The organism is Streptomyces sp. NPDC001750 (assembly GCF_042892615.1).
Lineage (GTDB): Bacteria > Actinomycetota > Actinomycetes > Streptomycetales > Streptomycetaceae > Streptomyces.
This window is the reverse complement of the sequence record NZ_JBIAUE010000001.1, coordinates 550,640-568,928: the sequence shown is the minus strand read 5'-3', so window position 1 is coordinate 568,928 and position 18,289 is coordinate 550,640. Positions and strand designations below refer to the sequence as shown.

Genomic DNA, 18,289 nt, shown 5'->3' with positions numbered 1-18,289 from the left:
TCACCATGTCCTTTCCCCTCCTGACAGCGACGGCGGCGCTCCCGGCGATCGGCGCGATCGCCACCGCCGCCGTCCCGGCCGCCCGGCGCACCGCCGCCAAATGGACGGCGCTGGTGTTCTCGCTGGCCACGCTCGTCCTGGCGGGCGTCGCGCTCGCCCGGTTCGAGCCCGGCGGCGACCGCTACCAGCTCACCGAATCGCACGCCTGGATCAAGGACTTCGGCGTCCGCTACGAACTGGGCGTGGACGGCATCGGGGTGGCGCTCATCGGGCTCACCGCCCTGCTCATCCCCTTCATCGTCCTGGCGGGCTGGCACGACGCCGACCCCCTGGAGACGAAGTCCTCCCGCTGGCGCCCCACCCAGGGCTTCTTCGCCCTGATCCTGATGGTCGAGGCGATGGTGATCCTCTCCTTCGAGGCCACCGACGTCTTCCTCTTCTACGTCCTCTTCGAGGCCATGCTCATCCCGATGTACTTCCTCATCGGCGGCTTCGGGGACCGGGCGCACACGGGCAGCGACGAGAACGCGGCGGCGCAGCGCTCGTACGCGGCGGTGAAGTTCCTCCTCTACAACCTGGTCGGCGGGCTGATCATGCTGGCCGCCGTGATCGGGCTGTACGTGGTCGCGGGGACGTTCTCGCTCTCCGAGATCGCCGCAGCCCGTGCCAACGGCTCGTTCTCCATGGCGACGAGCACGGAGCGCTGGCTGTTCCTCGGGTTCTTCTTCGCCTTCGCGGTGAAGGCCCCGCTGTGGCCGCTGCACACCTGGCTGCCCAACGCGATGGGCGAGGCGACCGCCCCGGTCGCCGTCCTGATCACCGCGGTCGTCGACAAGGTCGGCACGTTCGCGATGCTCCGCTTCTGCCTCCAGCTCTTCCCGGAGGCCAGCAAGTGGGCGACGCCGGTGATCGTCGTCCTGGCCCTGGTCAGCATCGTGTACGGGGCGCTGCTCGCCGTCGGCCAGCGCGACATCAAGCGGTTGATCGCCTACGCGTCGATCTCGCACTTCGGCTTCATCGTCCTGGGCATCTTCGCGATGACCAGCCAGGGCCAGTCCGGCGCCACGCTCTACATGGTCAACCACGGGATCTCGACCGCCGCGCTGATGCTGGTGGCGGGCTTCCTGATCACCCGGCGCGGTTCGCGGCTCATCGCCGACTACGGCGGGGTGCAGAAGGTGGCGCCCGTCCTGGCCGGCACGTTCCTGATCGGCGGTCTGGCCACCCTGTCGCTCCCCGGGCTCGCCCCGTTCGTCAGCGAGTTCCTGGTCCTGGTCGGCGCGTTCAGCGCGTACCCGGCGGCGGGCATCATCGCCACGACCGGCATCGTGCTCGCCGCGCTCTACGTCCTCGTCCTCTACCAGCGGACGATGACCGGCCCGGTGAAGGCGGAGGTCAAGGGCATGGCGGACCTCAAGGTCCGGGAGATGGCGGTGGTCCTGCCGCTGATCGCGCTGCTGCTGTTCCTGGGGGTCTACCCGAAGCCGCTGACCGAGATCGTCAACCCGGCGGTGCAGCACACCATGTCGGACGTCCAGAAGAAGGACCCCCAGCCTGAGGTGGAGGCCGCCAAGTGAGCGCAACAGCTGTCCACAGCCTGTGGGCGACGGCGGGCGGGGTGACGTCGGCCGCCCCGGGCGAGAAGTTCCAGGCACCCGTCATCGAGTACACCCAGCTCATGCCGGTCCTGATCGTGATCGGCGCGGCCGTCGTCGGCGTGCTCGTCGAGGCGTTCGTGCCGCGTCGGTCCCGCTACTACACACAGGTCTTCCTGACCGTCGTCGCCCTCGCCGCCTCCTTCGCCGCGATCATCGGCCTCGCGGCCGGGGGACACGGCACGACGAAGGCGGGCATCGTGGCGATGGGCGCCATCGCGATCGACGGCCCGACGCTGTTCCTGCAGGGCACCATCCTGCTGACCGCGCTGGTCGCCGTCTTCACCTTCGCCGAGCGCCGGCTCGACCCCGCCTCGCACGGCAACCGGGTGGACTCCTTCGCCGCGCAGGCCGCGTCGGTCCCCGGCAGCGACAGCGAGAAGGCCGCGGTCCGGGCCGGGTTCACCACCACCGAGGTCTTCCCGCTGGTCCTCTTCTCGGTGGCGGGCATGCTGGTCTTCCCGGCGGCCAACGACCTGCTGACGCTGTTCGTGGCCCTGGAGGTCTTCTCCCTCCCGCTCTACCTGTTGTGCGCCGTCGCCCGCCGCAAGCGGCTGATGTCGCAGGAGGCGGCGGTGAAGTACTTCCTGCTCGGTGCCTTCTCGTCGGCGTTCCTGCTGTTCGGGATCGCCCTGCTCTACGGGTACGCGGGCTCCGTCTCGTACGCCGAGATCGCGCACGTGGTCGACGGCTCCGTCACGAAGGTCGACCCGGCGCTCGCCGCCACCATGGGCAACGACGCGCTGCTGCTGATCGGCGGGGCGATGATCCTGACCGGTCTGCTCTTCAAGGTCGGCGCCGTCCCGTTCCACATGTGGACCCCGGACGTCTACCAGGGCGCACCGACCCCGGTCACCGGGTTCATGGCCGCGGCCACGAAGGTCGCCGCGTTCGGCGCGCTGCTGCGTCTGCTGTACGTGGTGCTGCCGGGCCTCACCTGGGACTGGCGGCCGGTCATGTGGGCCGTCGCGATCGTCACGATGCTGGGCGGTGCGATCGTCGCCATCACCCAGACCGACATCAAGCGGCTGCTCGCCTACTCGTCGATCGCGCACGCCGGGTTCATCCTCGCCGGTGTCATCGCGGCCACCCCGGACGGCGTCTCGTCGGTCCTCTTCTACCTGGGCGCGTACTCCTTCGTGACGGTCGGCGCGTTCGCCGTCGTCACCCTGGTGCGCGACGCGGGCGGCGAGGCGACGCACCTGTCGAAGTGGGCGGGGCTCGGACGCCGCTCGCCGCTGGTCGCGGCGGTCTTCGCGGTGTTCCTGCTGGCCTTCGCCGGTATCCCGCTCACCTCCGGGTTCTCCGGGAAGTTCGCCGTCTTCAAGGCGGCGGCGGACGGAGGCGCGGGCGGGCTGGTCGTGATCGGTGTGATCTCGTCGGCGATCGCCGCGTTCTTCTACATCCGGGTCATCGTGCTGATGTTCTTCAGCGAGCCGAAGGCGGACGGCCCGACGGTCGCCGTCCCTTCCCCGCTGACGATGACGACGATCGCGGTCGGCGTCGCGGTCACGCTGGCGCTGGGCCTGGCCCCGCAGTACTTCCTGGACCTGGCGAGCCAGGCGGGGGTCTTCGTGAGGTAGCGCACACGCGCACGGCCGGCACCCCCGGCCGGGACAACGCCGGACGGGCTCGAGAAGTCAAGCCCGTCCGGCGTTGTCGTACGCGGCGCCTATCGTGGCAGGGAGCGGTGGCGGCACGGCACGTGCGGCACCGGGGCCAGGCGGATGAGCACGACGGGCGGGACCATGGATGTGACCGAGAGCGAAGCACGACGGACCCTGCACCGCGTGTTCGGGTACGAGGCGTTCCGCGGCGAGCAGGAAGCCGTCGTCGACCACGTGGTGGCGGGCGGCGACGCCGTCGTGCTCATGCCGACCGGTGGCGGGAAGTCCCTGTGCTACCAGATCCCGGCCCTGGTCAGGTCGGGTACGGGCGTGGTCGTCTCCCCGCTGATCGCCCTGATGCAGGATCAGGTGGACGCCTTGCGGGCGCTGGGCGTGCGGGCCGGTTTCATCAACTCCACGCAGGACTTCGACGAGCGCCGCTCGATGGAGGCGCAGTTCCTCGCGGGCGAGCTGGACGTGCTCTACCTGGCCCCGGAGCGCCTCCGGCTGGACTCCACGCTGGGCCTGCTCGCGCGGGGCGAGATCTCCGTCTTCGCGATCGACGAGGCGCACTGCGTCGCCCAGTGGGGCCACGACTTCCGCCCCGACTATCTGGCCCTCTCGGTCCTCGGCGAGCGCTGGCCCGACGTCCCGCGGATCGCCCTGACGGCCACCGCGACGAACGCCACGCACGAGGAGATCACCCGGCGCCTGGGCATGCCTGACGCCAAGCACTTCGTCGCCAGTTTCGACCGGCCCAACGTCCAGTACCGGATCGTGTCCAAGGCCGATCCGAAGAAGCAGCTGCTGTCCTTCCTCAAGGAGGAGCACGCCGGGGACGCGGGCATCGTCTACTGCCTGTCGCGCAACGCGACCGAGAAGACCGCCGAGTACCTGTGCCGCAACGGCATCGAGGCCGTCCCGTACCACGCGGGTCTGGACGCGGGCACGCGCGCCGCGCACCAGTCCCGGTTCCTGCGCGAGGAGGGCCTGGTCGTCGTCGCGACCATCGCCTTCGGCATGGGCATCGACAAGCCGGACGTCCGTTTCGTCGCCCACCTCGACCTGCCGAAGTCGGTCGAGGGCTACTACCAGGAGACCGGCCGCGCGGGCCGTGACGGGCTGCCGTCCACGGCCTGGATGGCCTACGGACTCCAGGACGTCGTCCAGCAGCGCAAGCTCATCCAGGGCGGCGAGGGCGACGAGGCGTTCCGCCGCCGCGCCGCCTCCCACCTCGACGCGATGCTGGCACTGTGCGAGACGGCACAGTGCCGCCGCGGCCAGCTGCTGCGGTACTTCGGCCAGGAGCCCGGCGCCGCGGCCTGCGGCAACTGCGACACCTGCCTCACCCCGCCCGAGACCTGGGACGGCACGGTGGCCGCGCAGAAGCTGCTGTCGACGGTGGTACGGCTGAAGCGGGAGCGCGGGCAGAAGTTCGGCGCGGGCCAGATCACCGACATCCTGCTCGGCCGCAAGACCGCGAAGATCATCCAGTTCGACCACGACCAGCTCTCGGTCTTCGGTATCGGCGGCGAGCTGTCCGAGGCCGAATGGCGGGGCGTCGTACGGCAGTTGCTCGCTCAGGGCCTGATCGCGGTCGAGGGCGAGTACGGCACGCTGGTGCTGACGGAGGAGAGTGGCGCGGTCCTCGGAGGGCAGCGCCAGGTGCCGCTGCGCAAGGAGGCCGCGAAGCCCGCCTCGCGTTCCGGCTCCGCGAAGGGCGAACGCAAGGCGAAGTCCTCGCAGGCCGCCGCCGAGCTGGCGCCGGAGGCCGTCCCCGTCTTCGAGGCGCTGCGGGCCTGGCGCGGGGGCCGGGCGAAGGAGCAGGGCGTCCCGGCGTACGTCATCTTCCACGACGCGACGCTGCGCGAGATCGCGACGGTGCGGCCGGACTCGGTGGCCGCGCTCGGCGGCATCAGCGGCCTGGGCGAGAAGAAGCTGGCGACGTACGGGGAGGGGGTGCTGGAGGTGCTGGCGGAGTTCGCGGACGCGGCGACCGGATCGGGGGAGCCGGACGCGGCGACGGGGCCGAGCCAGGACGCCGTCCCGGAGGCCGGGGCGGCGGTGGACCCGGGACCGGCGACGACCTCGGGCCCGGCACCGGACCCGGCCGCGCCCACCCCTGCTCCGGCGCCGGCCGCTGCCGCTTCCGCGCGGGCCGCTTCGACCTCGGCCGCGTACGACGACGATCCCGGGTTCGACTGGGACGAGGAGCCGCCGTCCGAGTACGAGTGAGCCTCACGGCCGGACTGAGCGGTCCCGGCACCGGGGCTGCTCAGACGCGGTTCACTCGGGGGACATCGCCCGGCGGTACGGGGTGATCGCGGTGAGGTCCAGGTCGACGGGGAAGGGGACGGAGACCTTCATCCGGTCGTGGAAGACCCCGGTGGAGGTGTAGGCGCCGGTCGCCGGTTCCAGTTCGAAGACGTAGACCACTGTCCTGTCGTCCTGATTCTCCACTCGCCAGTAGTGGGGGATCTTCGCCCGCGCGTACTTCACGGGCTTGGTCTCCCGGTCCCGGGTCAGCGACTCGTCGGACACGACCTCGACCGCGAGCAGTACGGACTCGGAGGGGAAACGGGTTTGGCAGAGGCTCTCGACCGCGTCGGCACGCACGACGATCACATCGGGTTCGGGCCGGTTGTATCGGTCGATGTCGATGGTGAACCGGCATACGACCTCGTGGTCGTGCGGGGCCGATGACCGCAGGTGCCGTGAGACGAAGGCGATCGCCCGTGAATGGAACAAGGTCTGCCGGCTCGCGAAAACGAGGCTCCCGTCGACCAGCTCCGTGTGCGGAGGCAGATTCGGGAGGGAGTCCAGGTCATCTGCGGTCCAGCCGCCTTCGGGCGGAACCGGCCACCTCGGTTCGGCGGTCCCTGGTTCGTTGTCCATGCGCGGAAGCCTCGCAAACCTGTCCGGCATGACCGCTGCGAACCGGCTCGGGACCGCGCGAACAGGTGAACGGGTCGGAGACGCTGACGGCCGCGTCCCTCGTGGGGGGCGCGGCCGTCAACGGCGGGCGTCACGCGGACGGAACGATCCGCCCCGTCACCTCGCCGAGGCCCACCCGGGTGCCGTCCGGTCCCGGGGCCCAGGCCGTCATCGTGACCGTGTCGCCGTCCTCCAGGAACGTCCGCTTGCCGTCGGGGAGGTCCAGCGGGTCGCGGCCGTTCCAGGTCAGCTCCAGGAGCGAGCCGCGCAGGCCGGGCTCGGCGCCGCTGACCGTGCCGGAGCCGTACAGGTCGCCGGTGCGCAGCGACGCGCCGTTCACCGTCATCTGGGCCAGCATCTGCGCCGGGGTCCAGTACATGGTGGCGAACGGCGGCTCGGAGACGGTCTGCCCGTTGATCGCGACGGAGATCCGCAGGTCCAGCCCGCCGTCCTGCTCCTCGCCTTCGTCCTCCAGATAGGGCAGGAGCGGGAAGTCCCGGGCGGGGGGCGCGGTCCAGGCCGCCTCCAGGGCCTCCAGCGGGGTCACCCACGCCGACACGGACGTGGCGAAGGACTTGCCGAGGAACGGGCCGAGCGGCACGTACTCCCACGCCTGGATGTCCCGCGCCGACCAGTCGTTGAGCAGCGAGAGCCCGAAGACGTGCTCGCGGAAGTCGCCGAGCGGGACCGGGCGGCCGTGCTCGGAGCCGACGCCGACGACGAACCCGACCTCGGCCTCGATGTCCAGCTTGACGGACGGGCCGAAGACCGGGGCCGCGTCGGTGGGCGCCTTGCGCTGGCCGGACGGGCGCACCACGTCCGTTCCGGAGACCACGACGGTGCCGGACCGGCCGTGGTAACCGATCGGGAGGTGCTTCCAGTTGGGCGTCAGCGGGTCGCCGTTCGGCCGGAAGATCTTCCCGACGTTGGTGGCGTGGTGCTCGCTCGCGTAGAAGTCGACGTAGTCCGCGACCCGGTAGGGGAGGTGCAGCGTGACGGACTCGACGGGGTGCAGCAGCGGTTCGATGTCCGGGCGGTGCGCCGGGACCGTCACCCACGCGGTCAGGGCCCGCCGGACGTCCCGCCAGGCAGTGCGGCCCGCGGCCAGCAGCGCGGTCAGGTCCGGCTGGGCGAGGAGCCGCGCGTAGGGGGAGCCGAGCGCGTGTGCGGCGGCCCCGGCGTCCAGCACGTGGTCGCCGATGCGGACGCCGACCCGGCGGTCCTCGGGGTGGCTGGGGGTGGAGAACACACCGTACGGAAGGTTGTGCGGGCCGAAGGGGTCGCCCTCGGCCAGATCGAGCGGGCTGCTCTGCTCGGGCATGTGTTGCCGCCTCGCTTTCCAGGTCGCTTGGGGGACACGTTACGTCGGCGCCGCCGCCCGTGGGAGTGTCCCGAGCGTGTCCCAACTGTCCGCGAAGACCGGAAAGTTCCGCCGTGCCCCGGGGCGTACGGGGCACGGCGGAAGCTCTCGCCGCGGCGCCGGACCCGTGCGCTCGGCCGGGGCCCGCGCGCTCGGCCGGGCCCGCGCATTCAGCCGGCCGTGCGCGGGATGCGCTTCTCCCAGGTGCGGTGGAAGACGACCTCGCCGCCGTCCCGGCACACCACCTCGTCGGACGTGATGAAGTCAGTGGCGTCCGCGCTGATCTCGGAGCGGGTCTCGATCCGCACGTCCCAGGCCATCTCGGGCCGGTGCAGCCGGATGGACCAGCCGGAACGGGTGCGCGCCGAGAGCGGGTCGTCCTCCTGGATCGTGTACGTCTCCAGGGCGTCCTCGGTGAACTCCAGGCCGTCCGGGTAGACGCGGGTGCCGCCGTAGCGCGGGTCGACCTCCAGCCGCCACTCGCCCGTGGCGACGTCGCGCACCACCAGGCGCTCGGGGCGCTGCTGCCCGTTCAGCTGCACCGGCTGGACGACGCCCAGCGGCGGGGACTGTTCCGGTTCCTCGAACCGGATCTGCGGGTCCTCGGTGTGCCGGCGCACCGGTAGTTCGAGGAAGCTGCCGTCGGCGTCGAGGGTGAAGCCCACCGACCCCGGCTGCGGCCAGATCCACGGCCAGTACGCGGAGGAGACCGCGAGCCTGATCCGGTGGCCGGGCGGGAACGTGTGCCCGATGCCGTTCAGCTCGAAGCCCACGTCCTCGGTCGCCCCGGCCGGCCACTCCACCGCGCGGTCGCGGCCCTGCCGGGCGGAGAGGTTGAGTGCGCCGCGGGTGACCAGCGTGGACGAGCCGTCCGGTGCCACGTCGCAGAGCCGGGCGATCGCCTGGCCGCGCGGCGCGTCCATGCGCAGGCGCAGCTTCACCCGAGGCCGGCCCAGGATCTCGATCGGGGCGTCCTCGACCGGGAACTCGAAGCACACCGACGCGGCGTCCTCGTCGCGCTGGTCCGGCGGCAGGTCGGCGTCGTTGCCGAACGGGAAGAACCGTCCCGCGTCCAGCCCGGTGCGCTGCGGCGAGTCGACGATCTGCGGGCCGCCCCGGAGGGCGTAGGCGACGGTCGACACGTTCGGGGACGGCCAGACGCCGTCCCCGACCCAGCGGCCGGGCAGCGTCTCGTACGTGGTGGCGGGCCGGTGCGACTCGCTGATCCAGGACCGCAGCAGCGGCTCGGCCATGACACCGGTGTCCTCGCCCTTGAGGTGCTGGTCCCACCAGCGCAGCGTCTCCTGGAGGAAGCCGATCGCGGGTCCGGGCGGCAGCCCCCGGTCCGGGTACTGGTGCGACCAGGGGCCGATCAGCCCGCGCACCCGGTCCTGCGGCAGGTGTTCCACGAGCCGCAGGACGGTGTCGCGGTACGGGTCGTGCCAGCCGCCCACCGCGAGGACGGGGGCCTGGATCGCGGAGTAGTCCTCGCAGACGCTGCCGTGCTTCCAGTAGTCGTCGCGGGTCTGATGCGCCAGCCAGGTGTGGATGAACGGCTCGACACCCTCCAGCCGCTTCAGCCACATGTCCTTCCAGCCCTCGCCGACCTGCGCCGGGTCCGGGGGCCGGCAGACGAAGGCCAGCATGGTCGCCGCCCAGGCGTGCATGTCGACGCCGAGGACCGAGCCGCCCATGTAGTGCACGTCGTTGTCGTAGCGGTCGTCGGTCGAGCAGACGGTGACGACCGCCTTCAGCGGCTCGGGGGCCAGGGCGGCGATCTGGAGCGAGTTGAACCCGCCCCAGGAGATGCCGAACATGCCGACCCGGCCGGAGCACCACTCCTGCCGGGCCAGCCAGTGGACGACGGCGACGCCGTCGGCCAGCTCCGTCGCGTCGTACTCGTCGCCCGGCATCCCCTCGCTGTTGCCGTGGCCGCGCACGTCCACCCGGACGGAGGCGTAGCCGTGGCCTGCGTACCAGGGGTGGCGCTGCCAGTCGCGCGGGGCCGTCCAGTCGCTCAGCCGGTACGGCAGGTATTCGAGGAGCGCGGGGACCGGCTCGTCGGTGACCGGCCGCCAGATCCGGGCGTAGAGCCGGGTGCCGTCCGGCAGCGGGATATGGACGTCCTCACGGGTGGTGTCGTACGGGAACGTGGTGCGGATGTGCATGGCGGTACCTCGGTCGACGGGGCGCGTGGCGCGTCGGTGGACGGGGGTGCGCGTGGTCTGTGCGTACGGCGCACGGGGCGCGTGTGGTGGTCAGCGGACGGGGTGCATGGTGCGCCTGAGCCAGGGGGCGGCGGCGATGACGGCCACCCCGGCCACCACCGCGATCGCGCCGTTGACACCGAAGTAGGCGGGGGTGGAGACCTCGCCGTACAACTTCACGACCTGGGCCTGGATGCCGTTGGCGAGGGCCAGCGAGAGGAACCAGAGTGCCATCGTCTGACCGGAGAACGCCTTGGGCGCGAGTTTCGTGGTCGCCGACATGCCGGAGGTCTCCAGCAGGATGTCGCCGAGCCCGAGCAGCAGGTACGAGCCGACGATCCACCAGGCGGCCATCCGGTAGGTGTCGCCGGAGTGGCCGGATGTCGGCAGCACCATCACCAGGAACGACAGCCCGCCGAGGATCACGCCTATAGCGATCTTGTTGGAGGCGTGCGGCTGGCGCGGCCCCATCCGGGCCCAGACGGTGGCGACCACCGGGGCGAGCGCGACCTCGAACGCGCCGAGCGCGGAGGCGTACCAGCCGGCCGGGAAGTGGAAGCCCAGGATCTCGGTACGCGCGTTGGTCGACGCGAGCAGCATCATCGTCGAGTACGCCTGGAAGAGGATGAAGTTGAAGACGACGGAGGCCAGGAACAGCACCACGTACGGGCGCAGCCTGCCGCGCTCCTCGGCGGTGACCCGCGGGCTGCGGAACATCACCACGAAGTACACGATCGGGGCGATCACCGAGACGAGGGTGAGCACGTCGACGAACCGGCCCATGGTGAGCCATCCCGCCAGGGACAGCGCTGTGGCGAGGACGGCGACGACGACCGCGCCGGCCGCGATCAGCCGTACGGCGCGCCGCATGGCCTGCGGCGCCAGCGCGAATTCGGCGCTGTGCTTTCGGCCGATCAGGTGACGCCGGCCCAGTACGTACTGGATCAGGCCGAGCGTCATGCCGACGGCGGCGGCGGAGAAACCCCAGTGCCAGCTCGCGTGGTCGCCGAGCCAGCCGGTGACCAGCGGGCCCAGGAACGCGCCGATGTTGATGCCCATGTAGTACAGGGCGAACCCGGCGTCGCGGCGCTCGTCGTCGGTGCGGTACAGCTTGCCGACCATGGACGCCACATTGGGCTTGAGCAGACCCGTCCCGGCGCTGATCAGACCGAGGCCGGTCCAGGTCATGGCGTCGGAGGGCACCGCCATGGCGTAATGCCCGCAGGCGATGAGGATCCCGCCGTACAGCACGGCCCGGTACGAGCCGAGGATCCGGTCGGCCAGCCAGCCGCCGGCCACGGAGACCAGGTAGACCAGGGTGCCGTAGGCGGCCGAGACGGACGCCGCCGTGCCCGCCTCCATGCCCATGCCGCCCCGGGCGACGGTGTCCGCGAAGTACAGGACCAGAATCGCCTGCATGCCCAGGAACGAGAAACGCTCCCAGACCTCCAGGCCGGAGAGCGTCATCAGCCCCCGTGGCTGGCCGAAAAAGGCATGGTCGCCGCTGGGCGGGGACTGGGTCGGTTCGGTATCGGTTGTCGTGCGAGACAAAGGGAGTACTCCTGATCGTATGAGCTGATCCCGAACATACCGGCGGTGGCGGGAAGCCGCCCACGTTGATCCAAAGGGGACCGGATACGCTGAGTTGAGTGATGGCAGCGACACATCGACATTCCGTGTGATCGTCAGCAGACAGGAGATCCCCTCGTGACCGTCGTCGGGCCGTTCGGACTGAGCGTGCGGGACCACGCTCTTGAGGCCGATGTCCAGGCCGGTTTGGCTGCTGTCGAGTCCGGGCTGCTCGATGCCACCAAGAGCGATGTGCCCTTCATCACGGAGGCCGCGCAGCATCTCGTACGCGCCGGGGGCAAGCGTTTTCGGCCACTGCTGGCCATGCTCGCCGCCCAGTTCGGCGACCCGCACGCGCCGGGCGTGGTGCCCGCCGCCGTCGTCGTGGAGCTGACCCATCTCGCGACGCTCTACCACGACGACGTGATGGACGAGGCGGAGGTGCGGCGCGGCGTCGACAGCGCCAACAGCCGCTGGGGCAATTCGGTGGCCGTGCTGACCGGCGACTTCCTCTTCTCCCGCGCCTCGCACATGCTGGCCGACCTCGGCCTGGATGCCGTACGCATCCAGGCCGAGGCGTTCGAGCGGCTGGTCACCGGCCAGATCCTGGAGACCGCGGGCCCGGACGACCGCGACCCGGTGGAGCACTACCTGGACGTGCTGCGCGGCAAGACCGGCTCGCTGATCGCTGTGGCCTGCCGGTTCGGCGCGCTGATGGCCGGTGCGGACGAGTCGGCCGTCGACATCCTCACCCAGTACGGGGAGCGGCTCGGCGTGGCCTTCCAGCTCGCCGACGACGTGCTCGACATCGCCTCCGACTCCCACGAGTCCGGCAAGACCCCCGGCACCGATCTGCGCGAGGGCATCCCCACCCTGCCGGTGCTCCATCTGCGGGCCCGGGCAAAGGCCGAGGGCAGGCCGGAGGACCTGGAGCTGGTCGCCCTCCTCGACGGCGGCCTCGCCGACGACGCTCGGCACGCCGAGGCGCTGCGCCTGCTGCGCGCCCACCCGGCGCTGGAGCAGGCCCGGCGGGACACCGTCCGGTACGCGGAGGAGGCGCGCCGGACGCTGGCCCCGCTGCCCGACTGCTACGCGAAGGCCGCGCTGGCGGAGATGTGCGACGCGGTGGTGCACCGCGCCGGCTGAAAGCCGGGATGCGGCAGGGCGCGACGGGGTGATGCACCGCGCGCCGGGGCACGGCCTTCCCCGTGCCGAGCGCCGTGGCGCACCGCGCGCCCGCGGGCGCGTATGTCTGTGGTCATACGTGCCTGCCCCTACGGGTCGGGTGGGGTCGGTGCGAGCCCTGTCATACCGAAGGGGTAGGCGGAGTTGCTTCCCCGGGCTGACGCCTTCGCGCCGTCGATTTGGTCGGATGGAGTACATCCACTCCTGAACGAATCAGGTGAGAATGGCGGCGCGGGGTGGACGCGTGCATCCGGACGGAAGCCGCCGACCACGGAGGTAGGGCATACATGGCACCGAACGACAACGCGGCGACCGAGAGTGGGGCGGCGGACACCACGGTCCGCCGCAAGGCGGCACGCTACATCGTCCCGGTCGCGGTGGCGGGGGTGGCGGCCGCGACGATCGGGCTGGTCCCGGCACTCGCGAGCACGGGTGACCCCGATCTGCCGGAGATCACCGCACAGCAGCTCATCGAGAAGATCGCCGCTTCGGACACCCAGCAGCTCTCCGGCACGGTCCGGATCAGCACGGACCTCGGCCTTCCCTCGCTCGGCGGCCTGGCCGGCTCCTTCGCCCAGGGCGGCGCGCCCGGCGGCAAGGGCGGTTCGAGCGCCGATCCGCAGGAGAAGCTGACGGAGCTGGCATCCGGCACGCACACCCTGCGGATCGCCGCCGACGGCCCCGACCGGCAGCGGCTCTCCATCCTGGAGAACGCGGCGGAGTACAGCCTGATCCGCAACGGCGACGAGGTCTGGGCGTACGACAGCGGCAGCAACCAGGCGTACCACGCCGAGGAGAAGCGCGGCGCGGCGGACGGGAAGGGCGCCGCGGGCGAGCACGGGCGTCGGACCCCGGCTCCCGGTTCCACCGTGCCGACCACGCCGAAGGCGCTCGCCGAGGAGGTCCTGAAGGCGGCCGGCCCCACCACATCGGTGACGGTCGACGGCACGGCACGGGTCGCCGGGCGGGACGCGTACAAGCTGGTCGTCAAGCCGAAGCAGAGCGGTTCCACGGTCGGCTCGGTCACGGTCGCGGTCGACGCGAAGAACGGCGTGCCGCTCAAGTTCACCCTGCTGCCGAGCGGCGGTGGCAAGGCCGTCGTCGACGCCGGGTTCACCCAGGTGGACTTCGCGAAGCCGGCCGCCTCCTCGTTCACGTTCACCCCGCCCAAGGGCACCGAGGTGACCGAGGCGGACGAGGCGAAGACGCAGCGGAAGGCCGACGGGCCCCAGGGCCTCGGCCTCCTCCCGGGCGTCGGCGTGCCCGGCGGCGGTGCCGGGGGCACCGACGGGATCGAGGGCGCCGAGGGGTTCAAGGAGCCGAAGGTCATCGGTGAGGGCTGGAACGCGATCGCCGAGATCACCGTTCCCGGCGGCGTCGGGCTTCCCTCGAAGGCGTCGGGCGACGACATGCCGCCCGAGGCGCAGCAGTTCCTGGAGGCGCTGGGCGACAAGGTCTCCGGCAAGTTCGGCTCGGGCACGGTCTTCAAGACCCGCCTGGTCAACGCGCTGATGACCGAGAACGGCAAGGTGTACGTCGGCGCGGTCACGCCGGCCGCCCTGGTCGAGGCGGCCAACGGCGCCTCCTGACGCCGCGGGGCGCGGCACGCCGCCCCGTCGTCGTTCACCCGCCCCGTCGTACGCTCCGTACGGCGGGGCGGTCCGTCCGCACGGGCCCCCGCGCACAGCCGGGACCCGGACGCCCTGGGCCGTCCGGGCCTGTTCGCACATCCGGGGCCGTCCGGTACCGGTCCGCCGGTCCCGGTCGGCCCGACCGAGGGGAGCACGCATGACACGGCCCGGAAACACGCCCGAGCCGGGCCCGGTCATCGAGACACGGGGCCTCACCAAGCGCTACAGCGGCGGCAGGCCCGCCGTCGACGGCCTCGACCTCGCCGTTCCCGCGGGCAGCGTCTTCGGCTTCCTCGGTCCGAACGGCTCCGGCAAGACCACGACGATCCGGATGCTGATGGGCCTGATCGAGCCGACGTCCGGCACGGCCCAGGTGCTCGGCCGGGCCATGCCGGGCGCGGCCCGTACGGTGCTTCCGCAGGTCGGGGCGCTGATCGAGGGGCCCGCGCTGTACGGCTTCCTGAGCGGCCGGGACAATCTGCTGCGTTACGACTCCGCCGACCCGACCGCCGATCCGCGCACCCGCAGGGCCCGGGTCGGACAGGCCCTGGACCGGGTCGGGCTGGCCCCGGCGGCGGGGAAGAAGGCCAGGGCGTACTCGCTCGGCATGAAACAGCGTCTAGGTCTCGCGGCGGCCCTGCTCCGGCCGCGCCGTCTGCTCGTCCTCGACGAGCCGACCAACGGCCTCGACCCGCAGGGCATGCGCGAGATCCGCACCCTGGTCAGGGAACTGGCGGCGGACGGCACCACGGTCTTCCTCTCCTCCCACCTCCTCGACGAGATCGAGCAGGTCTGCACGCACGCCGCGGTGATGGCCGGCGGGCGGCTGGTCACGCAGGGTCCGGTCGCGGAGCTGGCGGCGGGCGCCCGGGGCCGACTGGCCGTCACGACCCCCGACCCGGACGAGGCCGCCCGCGTCCTGAAGGAACGGGCCCTCGCCGGCATCACCGTCGACGGCGAGCGAGTGAGCGCCGACGCGCCACCGGGGGACGTCGAACTCGCGGACCTCAACGCGGCGCTGGTGCGTGCCGGTGTGCGCGTGCGGTCGTTCGGCGTCGAACGGGCGTCGCTGGAGGACGCCTTCGTCGCACTCACCGGAGAGGGATTCGATGTCGCGGGCTGAAGCAGGAAGCGTACGCGCCGGAGCGGGAGGGGCCGCCGGGATCGGGGAGACCACTGGAGTCGGCGGGACCACCGGGACCACCGGGGCGGCGAACGGGGCGGGCGGGACCACCGGGACCACCGGGGCGCGCGGGCGGCTGTGGACGCTCGGACTCCTCCGTTCCGAACTGACCATCACCTTCCGCCGATGGCGCACCCTGGCCCTGCTCGGGGTGCTGGCCGCCGTTCCCGTACTGATCGGGATCGCGGTGCGGATCGAGACCGGCCACGGTTCCTCACCCGGGCCGGGCGACGGCGCGGGAGGGCCCGCGTTCCTCTCCCAGGTCACCAACAACGGCCTCTTCCTGGTCTTCGCCGCCCTCGCCGTGACGCTCCCGGTCTTCCTGCCGATGGCCGTCGGGGTCGTCGCGGGCGACTCGGTCGCCGGGGAGGCGGGCGCGGGCACGCTGCGCTATCTGCTGGTCGCCCCGGCGGGCCGGAGTCGCCTGCTGCTGACGAAATATGCCTCCGTCCTCGCGTTCTGCCTGGTCGCGACCCTGGTCGTGGCGCTCTCGGCACTCGCCACGGGTGCCCTGCTCTTCCCCGTCGGCGATGTCACCACCATCTCGGGGACCCGGATCGGCTTCGGCGAGGGGCTGCTGAGGGCGGGTCTGATCGCGTTGGCGGTCGCGGCCTCGCTGATCGGTTTCGCGGCGCTCGGGGTGTTCGTGTCGACCCTCACCGGAAGCGGGATCGCGGCGATGGCCGCGACCGTGGGCCTGCTGATCACCGTGCAGATCGTCGACACGATCCCGCAGTTGAGCGGCATCCACCCGTATCTCTTCCCGCACTACTGGATGTCGTACGCCGACCTGCTGCGCGCACCCGTCTACTGGGACGAGTTGGCCAAGAACCTGGGCCTTCAGGGCTTGTACGCGGTGGTGTTCGGCTCGGCGGCCTGGGCCCGCTTCACGGCGAAGGACATCACGTCCTGACGCATGGTGCGTCGAGTGCGGGTCATGGGCCACGGAACACCGCCCCGCACCGTCGGCCGGGCGAGCCGTCCCCCGATCGGCTCGTCGCGGCGCGAACGGTGCGAACGGTGCGAACAGCGGGAACTATGCGACACGGCACGTTCCGTTTCCGCCTCAGCATTGTTCGACTTGTGGCGACGGGCTGTCAACAAGGGCGGGTACGAACGCACCTATGCTCACCGAATGATCACATCGCCGAGTTCACTGCGCCGCAGCGAGAGATCACGACGGGCGATCCTGGAAGCCGCGCTCGAACTGTGCACGGAGAAGGGGTACGGCCGTGTCACCATCGAGGCGATCGCGGCGAGAGCGGGTGTCAGCAAGAAGACGATCTATCGCTGGTGGCCCGCGAAGAGCGCGGTGATCCTGGAGGCGTTCACCGACGCCCTGGTCGGCACCACGCCGTTCGTCGACACCGGGGACATCGCCGCCGACCTGCGGGAGAACCTGATGGGAGCGGTGCGGCTGCTGTCCACGCCGCCCTTCGGCCCCGCGTACGCCGGGATACTGTCCGAGGTCCATCACGACGACGCCCTGGCGGAGACGGTCAGGGCGAAGCTGGTCGACCCCCGCTTCGAGGAGGCGGTCGCCCGTCTGCGCCGCGCCCAGGCGCAGGGTCAGATCCCGGCCGACGCCGATCTGCCGCTGGCGGTGGAGATGCTGTACGCGCCGGTGTACTACCGCCACGTGCTGCGCAAGCCGGTGCCGGACGAGGAGACGGTCGCGGCCCTGGTCGCGCAGGTGCTGCGGGCGTTGGGGGCGCGGGCGCCGGAGGAGGTCGGGGTACCGGAGGGCGTCGGCTGAGGGCCGGGGCGGGAGATGGCGGTGGCCAGTTCCCGCGGTCGGGCCGCGCAGCCGGTTCAGGTCCGGCCGAACACCCGCTCAAGCACCTCGGCGACCCCGTCGTCCTCGTTCGACGACGTCACCTCGTCCGCCGCTGCCCGCAGGTCCGGGTGGGCGTCGGCCATGGCGACGCCGTGACCGGCCGCGCGGAACATCGGCAGGTCGTTGGGCATGTCCCCGAAGGCGATCGCGCTGCGGGCGTCCACGCCCAGGAACTCCGCGGCCAGTGAGAGGCCGCTTCCCTTGTCGACCCCGTACGGCTGGAGTTCGACCGTGCCCGGCCCGGAGTGGGTGACGGAGGCGAGAGAGCCGACGGCGGAGCGGGCCGCGTCGGCGAGTTCGTCGTCGGTGAGCCGCGGGTGCCGGACGAGCACCTTGATGACGGGCGCGGACCACAGTTCGGCGCGTCGGCGGGTGCGTTGGGCGGGCAGGGACGGATGCGGCAGCACGTAGCCCGGTTCGATCAGCGTCCGACCGTCGGCACCGTCCTGGTCCACCGCCGCGAACACCGGCCCCACCTGGGCCTCGATCTTTCCCAGCGCGGCCCCAGCTGCCGTTCGGTCCAGTGGGACCGTACGTATCATCCGCCCCGTCCCGGCGTCGTACAGCTGGGTCCCCTGCCCGCAGACCACCGGGCCCCGGTAGTCCAGCCCGGCGAGGAGCCGCCGTACGCCGGGCACCGGCCGTCCGGTGACCACGAGGTGCCGGGCCCCGGCGCGGGCCGCCAGGGCGAGGGCGGTGCGGGTGCGGGGACTCACGGTGTCGTCGCGGCGCAGCAGGGTGCCGTCCAGGTCCGTGGCGACGAGGGCATGGGCAGGGGGTGGGGTGGACATGGTCGGGGCTCCGTTCTTCGACGCGCCCGCCCGTGGTCTCACATGCCGCGTTGACAGGAGACGGCAGGCTGCGTGTAATGAAACCGGTGTCGCGTGACGTCGGCCAAAGAGCAGTGGGCCGGCCGACGACCGGGCGAACACTCTTCATCCAAGGGTTCCGTCATGAGTAGTTCGTACTCCGTGCCCTCCTTCTGATGCCGCGCGGCCGCCGCGCGGCGTTCTCCGCCCTCCGGGCTCCTCGTGCCCTCCGGGATCTCCGTGCTCCCTGGGCGCTCCCTGCCCTCCGGGGTCTTCCCGCCGCGGTGTGAGCCGCACGCGCATCACGTCACG

At 71.7% G+C, this 18,289-nt stretch carries 13 protein-coding genes; 8 read left to right on the top strand and 5 right to left on the bottom strand.

The genetic code is table 11. From position 1 onward, the window contains the following. The first annotated feature begins 5 nt into the window (after positions 1–5). The 3 genes from ACFYY6_RS02560 (at position 6) to recQ (ending at position 5,497) form a co-directional block, all read left to right on the top strand. Entirely contained in the window at positions 6–1,577 is a 1,572-nt protein-coding gene (locus ACFYY6_RS02560) for an NADH-quinone oxidoreductase subunit M (RefSeq protein ID WP_389191315.1), read from the top strand. Next, positions 1,574–3,238 (top strand): NADH-quinone oxidoreductase subunit NuoN, encoded by a 1,665-nt coding sequence (gene nuoN, locus ACFYY6_RS02555; RefSeq protein ID WP_351627686.1) that lies wholly within the window; start codon positions 1,574–1,576, stop codon positions 3,236–3,238. Before ACFYY6_RS02560 ends, nuoN begins: the two co-directional genes overlap by 4 nt. A gap of 165 nt (positions 3,239–3,403) precedes the next feature. Then, positions 3,404–5,497: a DNA helicase RecQ gene (recQ, locus tag ACFYY6_RS02550; protein WP_388648620.1), complete on the top strand. Its 2,094-nt coding sequence runs from the start codon at positions 3,404–3,406 to the stop codon at positions 5,495–5,497. 51 nt (positions 5,498–5,548) lie between these two features. On the opposite strand, the gene ACFYY6_RS02545 is transcribed toward recQ, so the two are convergent. From ACFYY6_RS02545 to ACFYY6_RS02530, 4 genes are all read right to left on the bottom strand, one after another. Then, positions 5,549–6,157: a Uma2 family endonuclease gene (locus ACFYY6_RS02545; RefSeq protein ID WP_389191312.1), complete on the bottom strand. Its 609-nt coding sequence runs from the start codon at positions 6,155–6,157 to the stop codon at positions 5,549–5,551. Between the two features lie 130 nt (positions 6,158–6,287). Further along, positions 6,288–7,517: a fumarylacetoacetase gene (gene fahA / locus ACFYY6_RS02540; protein ID WP_351627679.1), complete on the bottom strand. Its 1,230-nt coding sequence runs from the start codon at positions 7,515–7,517 to the stop codon at positions 6,288–6,290. Between the two features lie 209 nt (positions 7,518–7,726). After that, the gene (locus ACFYY6_RS02535; RefSeq protein ID WP_389191309.1) at positions 7,727–9,724 is read right to left on the bottom strand and encodes a CocE/NonD family hydrolase; all 1,998 of its coding nucleotides are present in this window, start codon (positions 9,722–9,724) and stop codon (positions 7,727–7,729) included. A gap of 90 nt (positions 9,725–9,814) precedes the next feature. Further along, positions 9,815–11,314 (bottom strand): peptide MFS transporter, encoded by a 1,500-nt coding sequence (locus tag ACFYY6_RS02530; RefSeq protein ID WP_389191306.1) that lies wholly within the window; start codon positions 11,312–11,314, stop codon positions 9,815–9,817. 156 nt (positions 11,315–11,470) lie between these two features. Here ACFYY6_RS02530 and ACFYY6_RS02525 point away from each other — a divergent pair, with 156 nt between their 5' ends. From ACFYY6_RS02525 to ACFYY6_RS02505, 5 genes are all read left to right on the top strand, one after another. Continuing rightward, positions 11,471–12,478, top strand: a complete 1,008-nt coding sequence (locus tag ACFYY6_RS02525) for a polyprenyl synthetase family protein (RefSeq protein ID WP_351517741.1) — start codon at positions 11,471–11,473, stop codon at positions 12,476–12,478. A 326-nt stretch (positions 12,479–12,804) separates the two neighbouring features. Next, positions 12,805–14,106 (top strand): outer membrane lipoprotein carrier protein LolA, encoded by a 1,302-nt coding sequence (locus tag ACFYY6_RS02520; RefSeq protein WP_389191303.1) that lies wholly within the window; start codon positions 12,805–12,807, stop codon positions 14,104–14,106. Positions 14,107–14,305: 199 nt separating this feature from the next. Beyond that, positions 14,306–15,271, top strand: a complete 966-nt coding sequence (locus ACFYY6_RS02515) for an ABC transporter ATP-binding protein (RefSeq protein ID WP_351517745.1) — start codon at positions 14,306–14,308, stop codon at positions 15,269–15,271. After that, positions 15,258–16,244, top strand: coding sequence for an ABC transporter permease (locus ACFYY6_RS02510; RefSeq protein ID WP_351627668.1), 987 nt, complete (start codon positions 15,258–15,260; stop codon positions 16,242–16,244). The genes ACFYY6_RS02515 and ACFYY6_RS02510 overlap by 14 nt, the downstream gene beginning before the upstream one ends. A gap of 222 nt (positions 16,245–16,466) precedes the next feature. After that, on the top strand, positions 16,467–17,087 hold the full coding sequence (locus ACFYY6_RS02505; protein WP_351517748.1) for a TetR/AcrR family transcriptional regulator: 621 nt from the start codon (positions 16,467–16,469) through the stop codon (positions 17,085–17,087). Positions 17,088–17,143: 56 nt separating this feature from the next. Here the strand turns inward: ACFYY6_RS02505 and ACFYY6_RS02500 are convergent, their stop codons facing one another. Then, positions 17,144–17,959, bottom strand: a complete 816-nt coding sequence (locus tag ACFYY6_RS02500) for an HAD family hydrolase (protein ID WP_389191300.1) — start codon at positions 17,957–17,959, stop codon at positions 17,144–17,146. Positions 17,960–18,289 lie beyond the last annotated feature (330 nt).